The organism is Phycicoccus sp. Root563 (assembly GCF_001427915.1).
Taxonomy (GTDB): domain Bacteria; phylum Actinomycetota; class Actinomycetes; order Actinomycetales; family Dermatophilaceae; genus Pedococcus.
Window position 1 is genome coordinate 3,467,381 of record NZ_LMGM01000001.1, and the last position, 15,841, is coordinate 3,483,221.

General features: G+C 68.5%; 16 protein-coding genes. 1 reads left to right on the forward strand and 15 read right to left on the reverse strand.

From position 1 onward, the window contains the following. Positions 1-19: 19 nt before the first annotated feature. The 12 genes from ASD62_RS16450 to ASD62_RS16505 all read right to left on the reverse strand — a co-directional run bounded on the left by ASD62_RS16450 (position 20) and on the right by ASD62_RS16505 (position 12,161). Positions 20-1,456: a hypothetical protein gene (locus ASD62_RS16450; protein ID WP_157581517.1), complete on the reverse strand. Its 1,437-nt coding sequence runs from the start codon at positions 1,454-1,456 to the stop codon at positions 20-22. Continuing rightward, on the reverse strand, positions 1,453-2,343 hold the full coding sequence (locus tag ASD62_RS16455) for a glycosyltransferase family 87 protein (protein WP_162254780.1): 891 nt from the start codon (positions 2,341-2,343) through the stop codon (positions 1,453-1,455). The genes ASD62_RS16450 and ASD62_RS16455 overlap by 4 nt, the downstream gene beginning before the upstream one ends. Before the next feature lie 131 nt (positions 2,344-2,474). After that, complete coding sequence (locus ASD62_RS16460) at positions 2,475-3,422, reverse strand: DUF808 domain-containing protein (protein WP_056916882.1); 948 nt, start codon at positions 3,420-3,422, stop codon at positions 2,475-2,477. Positions 3,423-3,559: 137 nt separating this feature from the next. After that, positions 3,560-4,645, reverse strand: a complete 1,086-nt coding sequence (locus ASD62_RS16465; protein ID WP_056916883.1) for a WbqC family protein — start codon at positions 4,643-4,645, stop codon at positions 3,560-3,562. Next, on the reverse strand, positions 4,642-5,631 hold the full coding sequence (locus ASD62_RS16470; protein WP_157581518.1) for a glycosyltransferase: 990 nt from the start codon (positions 5,629-5,631) through the stop codon (positions 4,642-4,644). Before ASD62_RS16470 ends, ASD62_RS16465 begins: the two co-directional genes overlap by 4 nt. Positions 5,632-5,663: 32 nt before the next feature. After that, positions 5,664-7,103 (reverse strand): lipopolysaccharide biosynthesis protein, encoded by a 1,440-nt coding sequence (locus ASD62_RS16475; RefSeq protein ID WP_056916885.1) that lies wholly within the window; start codon positions 7,101-7,103, stop codon positions 5,664-5,666. Between the two features lie 13 nt (positions 7,104-7,116). After that, positions 7,117-7,662 (reverse strand): methyltransferase domain-containing protein, encoded by a 546-nt coding sequence (locus ASD62_RS16480; protein WP_162254781.1) that lies wholly within the window; start codon positions 7,660-7,662, stop codon positions 7,117-7,119. Between the two features lie 180 nt (positions 7,663-7,842). Continuing rightward, the gene (locus ASD62_RS16485) at positions 7,843-9,006 is read right to left on the reverse strand and encodes a DegT/DnrJ/EryC1/StrS aminotransferase family protein (protein WP_056916887.1); all 1,164 of its coding nucleotides are present in this window, start codon (positions 9,004-9,006) and stop codon (positions 7,843-7,845) included. After that, positions 9,006-10,025 carry a glycosyltransferase gene (locus ASD62_RS16490; protein WP_056916888.1) on the reverse strand — a complete coding sequence of 340 codons (1,020 nt, stop codon included), beginning with the start codon at positions 10,023-10,025 and terminating at the stop codon, positions 9,006-9,008. The genes ASD62_RS16485 and ASD62_RS16490 overlap by 1 nt, the downstream gene beginning before the upstream one ends. 29 nt (positions 10,026-10,054) lie before the next feature. Beyond that, positions 10,055-11,053 carry a glycosyltransferase family 2 protein gene (locus tag ASD62_RS16495; protein WP_056916889.1) on the reverse strand — a complete coding sequence of 333 codons (999 nt, stop codon included), beginning with the start codon at positions 11,051-11,053 and terminating at the stop codon, positions 10,055-10,057. Beyond that, positions 11,050-11,454 carry a DUF2304 domain-containing protein gene (locus ASD62_RS16500; RefSeq protein ID WP_056916890.1) on the reverse strand — a complete coding sequence of 135 codons (405 nt, stop codon included), beginning with the start codon at positions 11,452-11,454 and terminating at the stop codon, positions 11,050-11,052. Before ASD62_RS16500 ends, ASD62_RS16495 begins: the two co-directional genes overlap by 4 nt. Then, positions 11,451-12,161: a glycosyltransferase family 2 protein gene (locus ASD62_RS16505; protein WP_235530734.1), complete on the reverse strand. Its 711-nt coding sequence runs from the start codon at positions 12,159-12,161 to the stop codon at positions 11,451-11,453. Before ASD62_RS16505 ends, ASD62_RS16500 begins: the two co-directional genes overlap by 4 nt. Positions 12,162-12,441: 280 nt before the next feature. Here ASD62_RS16505 and ASD62_RS16510 point away from each other — a divergent pair, with 280 nt between their 5' ends. Next, positions 12,442-13,449: a cation diffusion facilitator family transporter gene (locus ASD62_RS16510; RefSeq protein ID WP_056916892.1), complete on the forward strand. Its 1,008-nt coding sequence runs from the start codon at positions 12,442-12,444 to the stop codon at positions 13,447-13,449. A gap of 14 nt (positions 13,450-13,463) precedes the next feature. Here ASD62_RS16510 and ASD62_RS16515 read toward each other — a convergent pair whose 3' ends face one another. The 3 genes from ASD62_RS16515 to ASD62_RS20355 are packed head-to-tail and all read right to left on the reverse strand — an operon-like array spanning position 13,464 to position 15,624. Further along, positions 13,464-13,733 carry a hypothetical protein gene (locus ASD62_RS16515; RefSeq protein ID WP_056916893.1) on the reverse strand — a complete coding sequence of 90 codons (270 nt, stop codon included), beginning with the start codon at positions 13,731-13,733 and terminating at the stop codon, positions 13,464-13,466. Positions 13,734-13,769: 36 nt separating this feature from the next. Then, on the reverse strand, positions 13,770-14,927 hold the full coding sequence (locus tag ASD62_RS16520; protein ID WP_056916894.1) for a sensor histidine kinase KdpD: 1,158 nt from the start codon (positions 14,925-14,927) through the stop codon (positions 13,770-13,772). 22 nt (positions 14,928-14,949) lie between these two features. Next, on the reverse strand, positions 14,950-15,624 hold the full coding sequence (locus ASD62_RS20355) for a response regulator transcription factor (RefSeq protein WP_056916895.1): 675 nt from the start codon (positions 15,622-15,624) through the stop codon (positions 14,950-14,952). Positions 15,625-15,841 lie beyond the last annotated feature (217 nt).

The following is a 15,841-nucleotide window of genomic DNA, read 5'->3' on the forward strand; positions in this document are numbered from 1 at the left end:
GTCGTGCTGCTCGGCAACCCTAGCCGCGCAGCAGCAGGACGTAGCCGGCGTCGCGACCGGAGACGCTCCAGCCACGTGACTGCAGAGCCGTCGCGAGCCCGGAGCGCTCCTCCACCAGGGCTGCTGCCGGGTGGACGGAGTCGAACGGGTCCTCCCACCCCGGGCGCGCGTCGATCACGGTGAGGTAGTCGCGGGCCTTCGCGGGTCCGTAGAGCTCGGCTCGGGTGTCGGAGGTGTGGGCGAGGTCGGGGTGGCTCCACATCAGCCAACCCCCGAGCAGGTCGCTGTTCCACACGACGGTGCCGGCCGGCAGCGACGAGAGCGTCGTGTCGAGTGCGGCCGGAACCTTCTGGGGGTCGGACGGACCGCCGACGGCGAGGATCGCGGCGAGCGCGATGCTGAGCACGGCGGCGCCGGCCACCACCGCGGCCTCCGACCGCGTCGTCACGGTGCGTGGACGGCGTAGGGCGGTGTCGAGGGCCTGCGCGGCGAGCGGGGCGAGGATGATCGCGCCGATGGCCACGGTGCGCATCGAGCTGGCACCCCAGCCGACCCCGACCAGCCACAGCAGCAGCTGGACCCGGTCGGGGCGCCGGCGGGCGACCCACCACAGGAGGGGCACGGCGAGGGCCAGCCCGAGCGTGACGACGACCGACGGGCTGGTGAGCGTGGGCAGCCGCCACTCGAGGATGTACGGGCTGACCGCCCGCACCGTCGCAAAGCTCTCGTACAACCTCGGACCGAGCGGAGTGACCGCGGTGACGAGAGCTCCGGCGGCGACGACGGACCCCAAGCGGATCAGGTGTCGGCGCGACACCCTGCCGTCCAGGGCCAGTCCGACGACCACCGCCGCCCCGACGGTGACCCCGGCAACCCAGGTGCCGTGGCAGCACGCCCACAGCCACATGACCGCCACCAGCCACCAGCGGGTCCGTCCGTCCCCTGCGGTGCGCAGCCAGGCGAGCACGACGACTCCGAGCAGGAGGAAGCCGACGAGCTGCGGCCTGGGGCTCAGGCTGTCGGCCGTGCCGAGCACTGCGGCGCTGGCCACGAAGGCGGCGGCCAGCGGCCCGGCGACGGAGCGGCACGCGACGAAGATGACGAGGCAGACCCCGACGCGGGCCACGTGGGTGACCCAGCTGACGGCGGCGAGGCCGCCGAGGTGGTTCGCCAGCGCCATACCGAGCTCGGGGAGCCACTGGTTGAGCACCCAGGGTTCGACCGTGAAGCGTGAGAGCGGGTCCGGGCCCGCGAACTGGTGGGAGTCCCACAGGTGGTCGCCGGCGAGGACGTGCCACAGGGTGTCGGGGTCGGAGATGCCCGAACCGGCATGGCGGGCCAGGCCCAGCAGGAGGACGCCGAACGCCACGAGGGGAGCCCACCGCACCATGCCGGAGGATCGCTGGACGTCGAGCTCGGTGTCATGAATTGCCGTCTGCGGGTCGGCGCCGCTCACGGTCGGTTCGCCGCGCCCTGCACGCGATCCCGCACGCGCGCGGCCAGGGGAGCGGGCTGGTCTCGCTGGAGCCGGTCCCGCTGGATGCGTGGGATGGCGGCCAGGACGACCCAGCAGGCGATGCTCGTCACCGGTGTGGCCACGACCATCGCGACGGGCAGCAGCCACCGGCGCCCGGTCAGCGCTCCTGCGACGACGAGCGCGAGGGCCAGGGGGAGGCGGACGACGAGGGGCAGGGAGAACGCCGACCCCAGGCCGTGGCCTGCTCCGCCGGCGTTGTCGGTCAGGAAGGTCAGCCACTGCGACCAGAGCTCGGGGGAGATGGCGTACGACACCGCCACCACGAGCGCCGTGGCGCCGACGCTGACGCCCAGCTGGCGCCATTCACGACGAACCGCGAACCACACGGGCCCCAGTGCCGGGGTCACTTTCGTCAGGGCCGGGACCGCCCACAACCACGGGTGCTTCAGGCCCCAGAGGGCGCAGAGGGCCAGGAGCCAGAAGATGTTGCCCGACAACGTCTCCGCCAGGCCGATCAGCCAGAGAGGGATGGCCCAGAAGGCCCCGAGCGGACGCAGGAGCCAGGCCAGGGCGCCAGCGGGAGCCGCGACCGTGATGGCACAGGCCACCGGCCACGGCAGCTGGGCCAGGGGCCAGAAGGCCTGGGCGAAGGCGGGGCTGTACAGGTAGGCGTCGACGGTGTTCGGTGCCGCGTCGTACATCGGTCCGTGCCAGGCCAGCCAGTAGGCGTGGGAGTCCCAGCCCAGCCCCAGGCGGCGCACCAGCTCGACGCAGAGGTTCACGGTGAGGGCGGCGACGAGCCAGACGGGCACGGCAACCAGGCACCTCACGAGCAAGGCGCGCAGTCGGGTGCTGTCCGAGGTCACCGCAGGATTATCGCGGTACAGGCGTGGCAGGAGGGATCCACGGCCCCACATCTGTCCGAAGGGACCACCGGGTCCGGGTCGGCGGGTCCGGTTTTGCGGGTCGGGGTTGGCGGGTCGCCTCGCGGTCGCGCTCAGTGCCCGGCGGCCGACCCGCCCCGACTCCGGTGGACGGCCTGGACGACCGCGACGACGACCGCTCCGACGACCAGGCCCAGGATCGCCGACCCCACCGTGTTGGTGAGCCAGCCCAGGACGCCCCCGAGGGCGCCGGTGGCGTCGTGCACCGCTTCCTCCGCATGGTGCACCCACCCGTATGGCGCGTGGAGACCGAGCTCGTCGAGGCCGACCAGGAGGATGTGGCCACCGACCCAGATCATGGCGGCGACACCGACCACCGACAGGGTCGACAGCAACGGTGGCATGGCGCGGACGAGACCGTTCCCGAAGCTCCGACCGGCGCTGGACCCCGACCGGGACAGGTGCAGCCCGACGTCGTCCATCTTCACGATCAGCGCGACGACGCCGTACACGAGCACGGTGATGGCCAGGGCGACCACGACGAGGATGACCGCGCGACTGACGAACGGCTCGGACTTCACCTCGTTGAGCGAGATCACCATGATCTCGCCGGAGAGGATGAAGTCGGTGCGGATCGCGCTGCTGGTGATCTGCTTCTCGTCCGCGACCCGCTCCTCACCGGAGTGGACGCCCGCCTCGTCGTGGTGGGCGAGGCGTTCCCAGATCTTCTCGACGCCCTCGAAGCAGAGGTAGGTGCCACCGACCATGAGGAGCGGGGTGAGAGCCCAGGGAAGGAACTGGCTGAGCAGCAAGGCCGCGGGGAGGATGAAGAGGAGCTTGTTCCGCAGGGAGCCGATCGCGATCGTCCTGATGACGGGCAGCTCCCGCTTCGGGTCGATGCCCTCGACGTAGCGCGGAGTGACCGCCGTGTCGTCGACGATCACGCCCGCCGCCTTGGCGCTGGCACGACCAGCGGCGGCACCGACGTCGTCGATCGACGCGGCAGCGGCCTTGGCCAGGACGGCGACGTCGTCGAGGAGGGCGAAGAGTCCGCCGGCCATCAGGGACTCACGGTCGGGAGGGATGCGGACAGGAGCATGGGTGCGGCCACGCGAGGAGACTACCTGTCGACTCTGCGCCGCTCGGTAGTCGCACGAAGGTGGCCGGATCCCAGCGTGCCCAACGCTGCGCGCAGGGCTCAGTCAAAGTGAAACGTGGCGAACTGATCCGCCACCTGCGCGGGACTGCAGTGCATCAGCATGTCGATGATCGACATCCCGGGGAGGAAGTCGGAGCCGTTCGAGTACGGCGTGAACCGGCTCTCGACAAAGCTGAGGTCGACGCCGAGGCGCGCGAAATCGGCCTTGTCGTAGAGGACGCGGCCGCCTGCCGCGTTCACGTATGCGTCACGCTCGAGCGAGTGGGTGATGTCGCACAGGCGTTGGCCCGGTCCGCCATCCCCGGACGGGATCCCGAGTTCACTCGACGTCACGGTCGTGGGCATCGGCAGGTTCAGGTACTCGTAGACCCTGACGATCGAACTGATGGCCAAGGCGCCGATGCTGTCGTGAGGCGTCGAGACGACGGACATCACCAGGTCGGTCGCCTCGCGACGGTAGCTGGCCTTGCGGTAGGAATGCTCGAGGGTTGACGAGAACTTCCTCAGCCACTGCTCGTCGATTGCTGGTCTGACGTCCCGAATCAGACTGTTCTGGCTTGCTTTCGAGACCGGGATGGTGAAGCGGTGGGGGACGCCATCGCTCACGACGTTGTTCCGATTGATCCATCCGCGGGGAATGTAGTTGACGTCGTCGTAGAAGACGAAGGTGTCGGACGCCTCGATGAGGTGGAAGTAGCCCAGGTATGGGAAGGCATAAGGCTGCATCACCGCGACTCGAAGTGGTCGCTGCATCGTCAGCTGACCATCAGTTCTGCTCCGATCCAGGAAGCCGAGACCCCGGTACAGCGAGGTGGCCGGGTTGTCCTCGCGTGTGCTCAAGCGGATCGGCTTGCGAGCACGCTTGGCAATACGGGCGAGTTCCCTCAGGAGGTCGGTCGCGAGCCCCTGCCCTCGATCTGACGGATGCGTCCAGACCATGCTGACGAAGAATTCGCGCTCATTCTCGTAGTAAAGGACGTACGAGCGTGGACCGTCCGGTCCCCAGACCGATAGGTGTCGTCCTTGATCAAGCACCTTGGTGGCGTACAGCTCCAAGTCGTCGATCGAGAAGTAGACGCCATTCAACGGAGCGAGGGTGGAAATGACCGTCGGGACGTCCATCATGTGGGGACGTCCCTGTAACGCCGACGCATCGAAACCACCTCGACCGAGCGAAAGTACAGCCCGGTCAGGCGGAACAGGGGTGGCGCCTTGGTCGCCAGCTGGAGGCACCGCAGCCGCATCGTGAACGTCGCGACCGGGGGATCCCTGTCGAGCCACCTGCTGAGCATCTCGTGGTCCCCAGACCTCAATGCCAGGACGACGAGGTTCCACAGCGTTTCGCTCTTTCCTGCCTCGACCGCGTCTGGCGCAGCCGGGTGCAGGCGTGCTGCGTCGGTCGTGAGTCGGAACTGGTCCGCGATCCGACGCTCGGCGGCGGCCACCCCTTGGTTGGTGGCTGAGCCTTCGACCTTGCGGTAGACGGCCAACGAGCTCGGGTCGAAGCCAAAGGGGCCGTGGGCGGATACGTGAAGGAAGAGCGGCCAGTCGCCGACGGAGTACTCGGCAAGGTCCAGGGGTGAACCGGCAAAGGCTCGGGCCACCTCGCCGCGCAGCATGACCGAGCACGTCTGGATGGTGTTGCGTCGGATCAGGTCGTCGAAGGTCGTGGTGGTGCCCATTTGGGGGAGGCTCGTCGACCAGAACGCCTCGAACACGGTGGGGCGCCCGTCCCTCGTCACCAAGTGGTCAACATCGCTGTGCACCCCGCTCAGCACAGGATTCGAACGGAGCTGGGCTACCTGACGCGACAACTTGGAAGGGGATGCCCAATAGTCATCCCCTTCGCAGTACGCCACGTACTCGCCACGGCTCTGCACCAGTAGTCGCCTGTGGTTCGCATGCATACCCACGTTGGTCGACGAGGAGATGACTCGGACCTTGTCCGGGTGGGACCGCGCGTAGGACTCCGCGATCGCCAGAGTGTCGTCGGTCGAGCAGTCTTCGCCGATCAGGATCTCGAAGGGTTCGCTGAAGTCCTGAGCGAGAATGCTGTCAAGTGCCTCAGCCAGGTACTCCTGGTGGTTGTAGGCCATGACGAGCACGGTCACGACGGGGCCGGGGCCCTCGGGGGGAGACGTGCTCACGAGTGGGCTCCGCGAATTCGGAGCATGGCGACGGCCTCTGTCACCGCGGAGACGGCGAGGATTCGTGAGAGGGCGAGGTACGCCAGTCCTCCCAGCAGTGCCAGGGTCGCCACCTCGGTCAATGCCGTGGTGTGCAGTAGGCGAGTGGCGCCGAAGACGGCAACCCCGACGACGAGTGAAAGGGAGATGGGCGCCCAGGCACACCCGAGTTGGTCCTTGGTTCCGAATCCGATCTGCCCACCCACTGCGTGCCCGTTGACGACGATGGCGAACACTCCCGTGGCCACCTGCGCCCAGGCCACACCAGTTAGGCCGAACGTTGCGCCGACACCCAGGGCGCACAGGGCAAAGGCCTTCTTCTGGAGGTCGATCCGGAAGACCTCCCGGGATCGGCCGAGCGCGTACAGCAGATTGATGTTGAGCACGTGGAGGGGCCAGAGGAGACCGCCCAGACAGAGAATGGTGAGCAGGGGTGCGGCGGGTGCCCACGCGGCTCCGTACAGGGCTTCGACGACCGGTGCGGACAGCGCGGCCAGAAGTGACATGGCAGGTGCGTTCAGGGCAACCGCAGTCCGGATGGAGGTGCGTAGCCCGTTGCGCAGCGCGACCGCATTGTCGCCCGACTCGGAGAACACCGGCAGGGCAACGCGAGAGATGACGCTCGAGGCTGCGTCTGCCGGCAGCTGTTGCGTGGAGTCCGCCCTGAGGTAGTACGCGAGGCGCGCTGGTCCGAACAGTGAGCCCACCAACAGGTTCTGGATCCGACTGTACGAAACGTCGCAGATGTTCGCAGCGAGGACGAACTTCCCCGTTCCGAGAAGCCTTCGAGCTGCATCGGGACTCCAAGCCCGATGCGGCCAGAAGCCCACGGCGATCCATGCACCGAGGGCTGTGACGACAGACATGACCAAGGACTGCGCGGCCAGAGCCCACACGCCTTGGCCGGCCACGGCCATCGCAATTGCCACTGCGCCGGAGATCGTGGCGCCGGTAGCCCCAATGACCAGCAGGCGCGCGAAGGCCAGCTGCTTGACCAGCAGCGCAGTCGGTGCGACTCCAAGTGCCGCGACGACGATGCCGCACGACATGACCGCTGCAAGGTTCCCTAGTTCTGGTGCTCCCACAGCGGTGGCGATCGGATGGGCAAGCAGGAGTCCGAGGACCGTGAGCGATGCGCCGGTGGCTGCGCTCATCCAGAAGGCCGTTGATACCTCGGGCGCCGTCAAGGAAGGAGCCCGCACCAGAGCAGTGGTGAGTCCCAGGTCAGCAATGACCGTGGCGAAGGAGACGAACAGCGCTAGGAGCGCCACGGTCCCGAAATCCCGCGGGCTCAAGATCCTCGCAAGGACGAGAAGGGCAGCAAACTGGACTCCTTGGCGAAGAGCGAGGTCTGCACCACTGCCCAACGTCGCGACGACGTGGCGAGGCTTCACCATGGAGTGCCGATCGTCACCGGACCGCCTCCATGATCAGGTCCCCATGAAAGCTGCGCTGCTCGAGATCGCGCAGGTCGTGGTGCTCGCTCTCCCGCCAGTCAACCCGGCGGACCTCCCGAAAGCCAGCCTGGAGAACTGCCTCGGTCAGCTCCGGCTCGTCGTAGACGAACTGATGGCCCCACTTGCGCATGCCCTCATTCAGCATCTGTGCCGGAGTACCGGGATTCCAGCCTTGGTCGGACCATTCGTCAAGACGTCCGGCCTGGTACTCCTCAGCCAGACGGCGCAGGTCCGGCGTGCTCACCCTCAGAATTCCCCCGGGGGCGAGCACCCGGGCGCACTCCCTCAGGAATCGGGCGCCCTTCGCTCGCGATACGTGCTCGATGAAATGTTCTGTGTAGACGCGCGAAAGAGTGGAGTCGCCAAAGGGCAGGCGAGCGGTGAGGTCGTAGGACACCACGCCCGTGCCGCCGCCGAGATCCAGATTTGCCCATCCGTCGAAGACGTGGGGGCCGCACCCCAGGTGGGCTCGTGAATGGTGCGCGAGCTGGCGCAGCAACTGGGGGCGCCGTAGACGCGAACCCACACGCGCCGGAGCCGTCCTGACCGCCCACGAGTCCTCGACGATCCGTGAGACGTCAATCGGAAGTTGCATCACCCTCGACCTTTCGCTGTCGACCACAGGCGTCCGCGGTCATGAAGTCCCTGTGCGGGTTGGCGCCGGCCAGGAGCAGGTTAGTCACGGCCCCATCACCGAGCGGCGGATGATCCTCGCCACCCGCTCGACATCGTCATCCGACATGGACGGTCCCGTAGGGAGAACCAGCACACGGGAGGCAACGAGCTCCGTGGAGGGCAGCCGCTCCCCTGACCGTGGCGTCCACGAGGCGTACGGCTCCATGCGGTGGGTCCCTGGCCAGAAGTACCGTCGGGCCAACACGTTCTCCGAGTGCAGGGCCGACAGGACCACGTCGCGATCGGCCACATCTTGGTCGACCTCCGCGACGACGTACTGGTAGTTCTGCCGTTCCCCACCAGGGGGCTGGAGCACCGAAACGCCCGGGACGTCGGACAGCAGTGCGCTGTACAGGGAGTGAGCGCGTCGATTCTCATTGACCACGTGCTCCAGATGGCGGAGGTTGACAAGGCCCATCGCAGCGCTGATCTCTGACATCTTGCCGTTCGTGCCCGGATGGATGACGTTGTCGTAGCCGGAGAAACCGAAGTTGCGCATCAACCGGGCCGTCGTCGCGACCTCGTCGTCATTGGTCGTGACGGCTCCGCCTTCGAAGGTGTTGAAGAACTTCGTGCCGTGGAAGCTGAATGTCTCGGCTCGGCCGAAGCCGCCGATCAGCTGAACTCCTGCACTGCAGTCAAAAGCGTGAGCCGCGTCGAACATCAGGGCGAGCCCGTGCCGGTCGGCAATCTCGGTCAGCTCCTGCACCGGGGCGGGGCGTCCCCACAGGTGGACGCCGATGATCCCCGTCGTCTGCGGTGTGATGGCGGCCTCGACGGACCGCGGATCGAGGTTGTGCGTTCTCGGGTCGATGTCGGCGAAGACTGGCCGGATACCTTGCCAGGAGAGCGCATGGGCAGTGGCCACGAAGGTGAAGCTGGGAACGATCACTTCGCCTTCGAGGCCGAGAGCGCGAATCGCGATCTCGAGAGCGATGGTTCCGTTGCACATGGCGATGCAGTGCTTGACGTCCAGCCTCTCCGCGATGGAGGCTTCGAGCTCTTGGACGAGGGGGCCGTCGTTGGTCACCCAACGCCGCTCGTAGATCCCGTCGATGAGCTTGTCCAACTCGGATCGCGGTCCCAGGTTCGGTCGCCCGACGTGGAGCTGTCGCTCGGTGGGCGACGCGGCGATCAGTTCTGCTCGGCCCTGCTCGTTGATGTCCATCACCTCGGTTCTCCGAATCGGACCGTACCTGCGCCGGGCGGTGTCGTCGTGGACGCTCGCCGGGAGCGGAGGAACGAACCGGGCAAGCCTGCGACGAAGGTCGCCACCACACCTGCCGCGATATTGGGTGAACGAAGTCCGTACAGGATCACCCGGAGGTCGTCGAGGTGTCGCGCGCGCTGTATTGCTGCTGCGGGGGGACCGATGACATCCGTGGTGAGACCCGTGCGAACAGTCAACGCATCGAGCATCAACTTGCGCCAACCAAAGCTGAGGGTCCGTCCGACCCGAAGCATGGACGTGGGCGAATGCCCTCCCTCGTACTGGTCCGCAAGGGCCGCCCACCTCCGAAGACTGCGCGAGGGGGTCCACGGGGGGTTGACCGCGCTGACCTCACCGACAAGGTTCTTTCCGTGCTGGACGTAGTCCTGGACCACCAGGTCGACAACGGTCCAACCACCGTGGGTGGCGGCGCACATGGCCAGCCAGTGATCGTGCAGCTGCGTCACGGTGTTCAATCGCGGAAAGGGCAACGCCGCGGTCAAGAGGGACGTGCGGATGACACTCAGGGAACCGGTGACCTGGTTCTCGAAGAGCAGGTCACGGGTAGGGACGACGCGGCGGCCGGTTGTCGCTCGAAGGACGCGATCACTCGGCCAGGCCACGACGCGGGCTTGGGCGGTGACCAGGTCATGCGTGTCGAGGTGGGGGACGAGCGTCTCCAACTTGGTTGGGTACCAACGATCGTCCTGGTCGCTCAGGGCGACCCACGTGACCTCTGGAGGAACCGCTTCCAGCAGGCGCTCGAAGTTCAGGTAGAAGCCCCGGTTGTCATCCCAGCCGAGGACCTCGAAGCGCGGGTCGTCCCCGACGATCTCGAGCACCAGTCGTCGGATGTCATCGGCGCCCCCGTCAGCGCCGATCAGGCATCGGAAGTCCGTGCGCGTCTGGTCCCGGATCGACGAGAGCTGGAGGCGGAAGAGCTCAGGATCCGGGCGGTAGGCAGCGAGGACGATCACCCCGGGTCCCTGCGAAGGGCGAGGATCCGTCATGGTCGCTCCTGCCTGACGGTCGACCAGTAGCGGGCCAGAAGGGCGTTCAGGAATGCCATGGCGGCGGGGGTGGACGTGACCTCTTGGTGGATGCGTGAGTCCAGGTGGCTCGCCACCAGCTCCCACGAACCTCCCTGCGCCTGGATCCGCTGGCGCCGGGCCCGGATCGCCGTGGCGTTGCGCACCAACCAGACCCATGACCGCAGCTTCGGTCCAGCCCACCCCTGCGCGACCGCCATGACGAGCAACAGCGGCTCGGTGACCAGGAGCGCCGGCAGCACCCGCCGCAGCAGGGGCGTGGGGTAGGAGGTGAGAACGGTGACCAGGCGGTTCCGTTCCAGCAGGAACATCTTGTGCGGGTTCTTGGCAAAGGCGTAGGCGTGCTCGGCAACCGCCGTGGGGGTGAAGACGACGCGGAGCCCCGCGAGCCAGCACCGCAGGCTGAGGTCCGCGTCCTCGTGGTAGAGGAAGTAGGACCGGTCGAGACCGCCGAGCTCCTCCCAGACCGTGCGACGGACCGCGAAGAACGCGCCGCTGATCGAGGCCACGTCGCGGGGCGCCTGGTGGCGCGACGAGGGCTCCCCGAAACCTCCGGCCCAGCTGATACCCAGGAAGTGCACCGGGTTCCCGGCGGCGTTGACGACGGCGGGGTCGTCGGCCATCACGACCAGGCCGGTCGCGAGGCCCACCCCTGGGTCATGGACCGCGGACCTCATCGCGTCGAGCGCTCCGGGACCGATGACGGCGTCCGAGTTGACGAAGACCAGCACGTCACCGGCGGTGGCGTCCGCGCCGAGGTGACACCCGTCCGCGAAGCCGCCGTTGCCCGGGGCGGTCACGAGCCGGACGCCGGTGAGGTCGGGGAGGGCGGTGACGCCGTTGTCCACGAGGACCACGTCATCGCCTTCGGCCAGCTCCCTGCGGATGGCGGCCAGGCAGGCGGGCAGGTCCGGTTCGTCGCCGTAACCGACGACGACGACGCTGAGGGTGCTCACGTCGCGCGGACCGACTCCGCCTTCGGCGAGTCAGACGCAGCGGCCGAGGCGTCGCGCCGGGACAGCTGGTCGACAGCCGTCTTGAGCAGGGCCACCTCCTCGGCGAGGACGCGGGTGCGCTCCTGCAGCCGCCCCGCCTCGGAGCTCAGCTGCATGATCATCACGAGCATCACCAGCATGCCGAGGAACAGCAGCAGGTTGAACGGGACGGTGACGCCCAGCGCCGTGGCGGCGCGACCGAGGAGGTTCGGGAAGAGCGCCAGGGTTGCAGCGCCGGTGCCGAGGACGACCCACACGAGGGCGTACCTGCCGCGCAGGTACCGGCGGCGCACCATCTCGACGATGACGAGGACGATGAGGAGGCCGCCGGCGACTCCCAGCCAGTAGGCGTCGTGGGTCACTGAGCGCCGTCCGGGGCGAGGGACCAGTCGCGGACGAGGCCGAGGACCACGACGACGAAGGCGCGCGCGAGGTCGATCGTCGACCCGAGGATGCCGCGGCTCGGGTGGCCGCCGAGGCGGGGGAGCATGGCCACGGGCACCTGCGAGACCGTGAGCCCCGCCTTGTGCGCGATGACGAGGGTCTCGAGCGTGTCGCCGAGGTACTCCGCCGGGTAGTGCTGGGCGTACACGCGGATGGCGGCCGGCCCCGCAGCGCGGAACCCGGAGGTCGAGTCGTTGAGGCGCACGCCGAGGATCCACGTCATGACCCGCGCGAGCACCTGCATGGCCCACTGGCGAGGACCCCGGACGACGTAGTCGCCGCTGCCGGCGAAGCGCGCGCCGATGACGACGTCGGACGTCGCCAGCCCGTCCAGCAGGACCGGGATGTAGGCGGCGTCGTGCTGTCCGTCGCCATCCACCTGGACGACCGCGTCGTAACCGTTGCGGGCGGCATACCGGAAGCCGGTCCTCATCGCCCCGCCGACGCCCAGGTTGAAGGGGAGCTTCGCGACCATCGCACCCGCAGCCCGTGCCGTCGCCGCAGTCTCGTCCCTGGACCCGTCGTCGACGACGAGGAGGTCGGCGAAGGGGGCGTTCCGGCGGACATCGGCCACGACACCGGCGATGGCGGCGGCCTCGTTGTACGCGGGGACGACGACGAGCACTCGTGTGCCTCGAGGTGTCCCCGTGTGCATCGCCGGTCCCATCGCCGTGGCTGACTTCCGCGCCCGCGTATGAGGCGTGCTTGACACAGTGCCAGCAGGGGCCGTGCAGGGGGAGAGGCGGACGGTGGTTCTGACCGAACGGCTGAGGTACTGCGGCCGAACGGCACCAACCGTGACAAGTCGGACACGGCGAGCGAACGGATCACGCCTCGGTCGTGGGTCTGCCCGAGCGGCAGGACGCGGCGAGCGGGACCGCGGGCCCACGGATACGCTGACGGCCATGTCAGCCGAGGGTGGAACCACAGCGATCCTTGCGGCCCTGGCCGCCAACGTGGGGATCGCCGTCACGAAGTTCGTCGCGTTCCTGCTCTCGGGTTCGAGCTCGATGCTCGCCGAGTCCGTGCACTCCCTCGCCGACTCCGGCAACCAGGGCCTGCTGCTGCTCGGCGGGAAGAAGTCCAAGCGGGATGCGACCCCCGAGCACCCGTTCGGGTTCGGGCGCGAGCGCTACGTCTACGGCTTCATCGTCAGCATCGTGCTCTTCAGCCTCGGCGGGTTGTTCGCGCTGTACGAGGCGTACCACAAGTACCACGAGAGCCGGCTGCACGGCGGGGCGATCACCAGCTGGCAGTGGCTGCCCATCGCGGTGCTCCTGGCCTCGATCGTCATGGAGGGCTTCTCGTTCCGCACCGCGGTCCGGGAGAGCAACCGGTCGCGCGGCAGCCGGTCGTGGAGGGAGTTCATCCGGTCGGCCAAGGCTCCCGAGCTCCCGGTGGTGCTGCTCGAGGACTTCGCGGCCCTCATCGGTCTGGTCTTCGCCCTCATCGGTGTCTCGCTCACGCTCATCACGGGCAGCGGCGTCTGGGACGCCTTCGGCACCGGTGCCATCGGCCTGCTGCTGGTGACCGTGGCCATCGTGCTGGCGATCGAGATGAAGTCGCTGCTCATCGGGGAGTCAGCGAGCCCCCGGGCACGCCGACGCATCGAGGACGCGCTTGCGTCGACCGACGGCATCGAGCGGGTCATCCACGCCAAGACGCTGCACCTCGGGCCCGAGGAGCTGCTCGTCGCCGCGAAGCTGGCGGTCTCTCCCGGGTCGGACGCGGCGGCCATCGCGGACGCCATCAACCGCGCCGAGGCAGCCGTCCGGGCCACCGAGCCCGACATGACCCTGGTGATCTATCTCGAGCCGGACATCGACCTCGGTGAGTCAGCGGTGCCGCCCGAGGGCGCCACAGGGGTGCCGCCCGAAGGCGCCACCCCTGCCACCCCGGCTGCCGCCGGCTGATCCGCCAAGGGTCCTCAGCCCGGGGCGTTGCCCTCAGGCATGCCGTCCTCGTCGGTGCCGGCCGGCACGTCCTCGGCGTCGGGGTCGACCTGGTAGTCGCTCTTGATCGCGTCCCAGGCCTCGAGCTTGTCCTCGTCGAGGTCGAGCTCGACCTTCTCCTCGGTGGCGGACGTCGAGGTGGGGGAACCGGTCTCGGCTGCGTCGGTCGTCGTCCCATCCGTGGCGGTCTCGTCCACCTGGGCGTCGGCGACCTCTCCGGGGACGTGGGTGCTCGGCTCGGTCATGGTGTGCCTCTCGCCTGGGTCGGGTGTGGGTCCTTCCTACTGCACGCCATACGGACTCGCACCCGCACGACCTGCCGGGAGGGGCTCCACGCCCCGGACAGGGGGCAGCGCCGGCCACGAGGCCATGGCCGCCCCAGCTCGCGCGGCGGCGCTCGCGGGGGAGTGGTGCGGGCGCAGCGCGTCGGGGACGTCGATGCTCAGCTCGGCACCGCCCTCCCGGGAGGTGCCGGCCACGAGCCACCCGCTGCGGACGCGGGCCAGGGCGTGCACCATGGCCAGGCCCAGACCGGTCTGGGAGTACTCGTCGCGGAACTCGTCGTCGAGCAGGGCCGCCCCGACGGCGGTGGCGGGTCGTTCGCGCCAGCCGTTGATGGTCTCGATCTGCGCCGGGCTCAGGCCCGGGCCGGAGTCGGCCACCCCGAACTGCACCCGCCCGGCGGAGCGGCGGGCGAAGAGGCGGATCGTGGCGTCGGGCCCGGTGTAGCGCAACGCGTTCTCGACCATGGTGTCCAGCACGGCGCGCAGCCGTTCGGGGGCGAGCACCAGCTGGCCGACGTCGCTGTCGAGCTGCCAGTTGCGGTCGGCGATGGTCGACCACCGGACGAGGACCTCCCTCATCGCGTCGTCGAGGTCCACCACCTCGCGGGTGGTTCCGCCCTCGAGCGAGATCGCCCGGACCAGCCGGTCGCACACCCGCTCCAGGCGACGCAGCTCGTCGTCGACGACGACGAGGTCGGCCAGGCGGTCGGAGCGGTACTCGCTGGCGTTGAGCAGGCCGAGGTAGCCCCGGGCGATGGTCAAGGGGGTCCGCAGCTCGTGCGAGGTGATCCGCGTCAGGCGCTCGCGGCTCGCGCTGAGGGCGCGCTCCTTCTCGGCCATCTCCCACACCTGCACCAGGGCCCGCTGCCTGCGCTGGATGTTGTGCATGACCATCCACATGAGGATCGCCAGCAACGGCAGCTCGGTGGTCTCGATCCAGTTGATCTCGCTGCGCATCGCGCTGAGGATGAACTGCACCGTGCTGATCAGCCAGAACAGTCCCAGCGTCGGCAGCGTCAGGCGCTGCTCACCTAGCCCCAGCCCGTACAGGGTCACGAACACGACGAGTGCGATGTGGAACGGGAGCGTCTCGAAGCCGAGGTAGAGCGGCATCGCGCAGATGCTGGCGACCGCGGTCGCCAGCCAGGTGCCCATCAGCAGGCGCGGGTGGGCAGGCTCAAACGTTGGGGATGCAGTATCCGACACCACGCACCGTCTCTATCGGGGGATGGGGGGACAGCTTGGAACGAAGCCGGCCGATGCAGACCTCGACGAGGTTGCTGCCGGGATCGAAGTCGAGCCCCCAGACGTCGTTGAGGAGCTCCTCGCGGGTGCAGACGTCGCCGGCCCGCCGCATGAGGTGGGCGAGCAGCGCGGACTCCCGCTCGCTGAGGACGACCCGGCGGTCGTCGCGCTCGACGATGCGCCGGTTGGTGTCCAGGCGCAGGCCCGGGGTGCCCAGGAACCGGTGGTCGCTGCCGGTCCGGACGTCGGAGGCACCCAGGTGTCGGTTGATCCGGGCGAGCAGCTCGATGAGGACGAACGGCTTCCCGACCACGTCGACCGCACCCTTGTTGAGCGCCTGCACCCGCGCCGACACGTCGTGCATCCCGGTGAGGACGATCACCGGCGGCGGCGAGTGGAGGTCGGGGAGCCGGTCGAGGACCCCCAGCCCGTTCGTGCGCGGCAGGACGAGGTCGAGCAGCATGAGGTCGAAGTCCTGGGCCCGCAGCTGCGTCAGCGCCGAGTCACCGTCGGGCACGCCCACGACCCGATGACCGACGTCGGACAGGGCGCGCGACAGCAGGACGCGGATCCTCTCCTCGTCGTCCACCACCAGGATCGTGCTCACCCAGGTCCCCTGCTTCCTCGTCGTGCGCTGCCGTGCAATGCACTCCTGCCTGAGGATGACGCACGTCGGGGCATTGGAAATCATGCGTGTGGATGAGATCTGAACGTCTCCTGAGGGAGCAGATGCCGCTCTCTGACGGGTTCCTGACGACTTCATGACAGGTCGATGACGGCGACGTGTCGGGTGCTTGAGTCCCCGATGACGACATCCTGAGGCG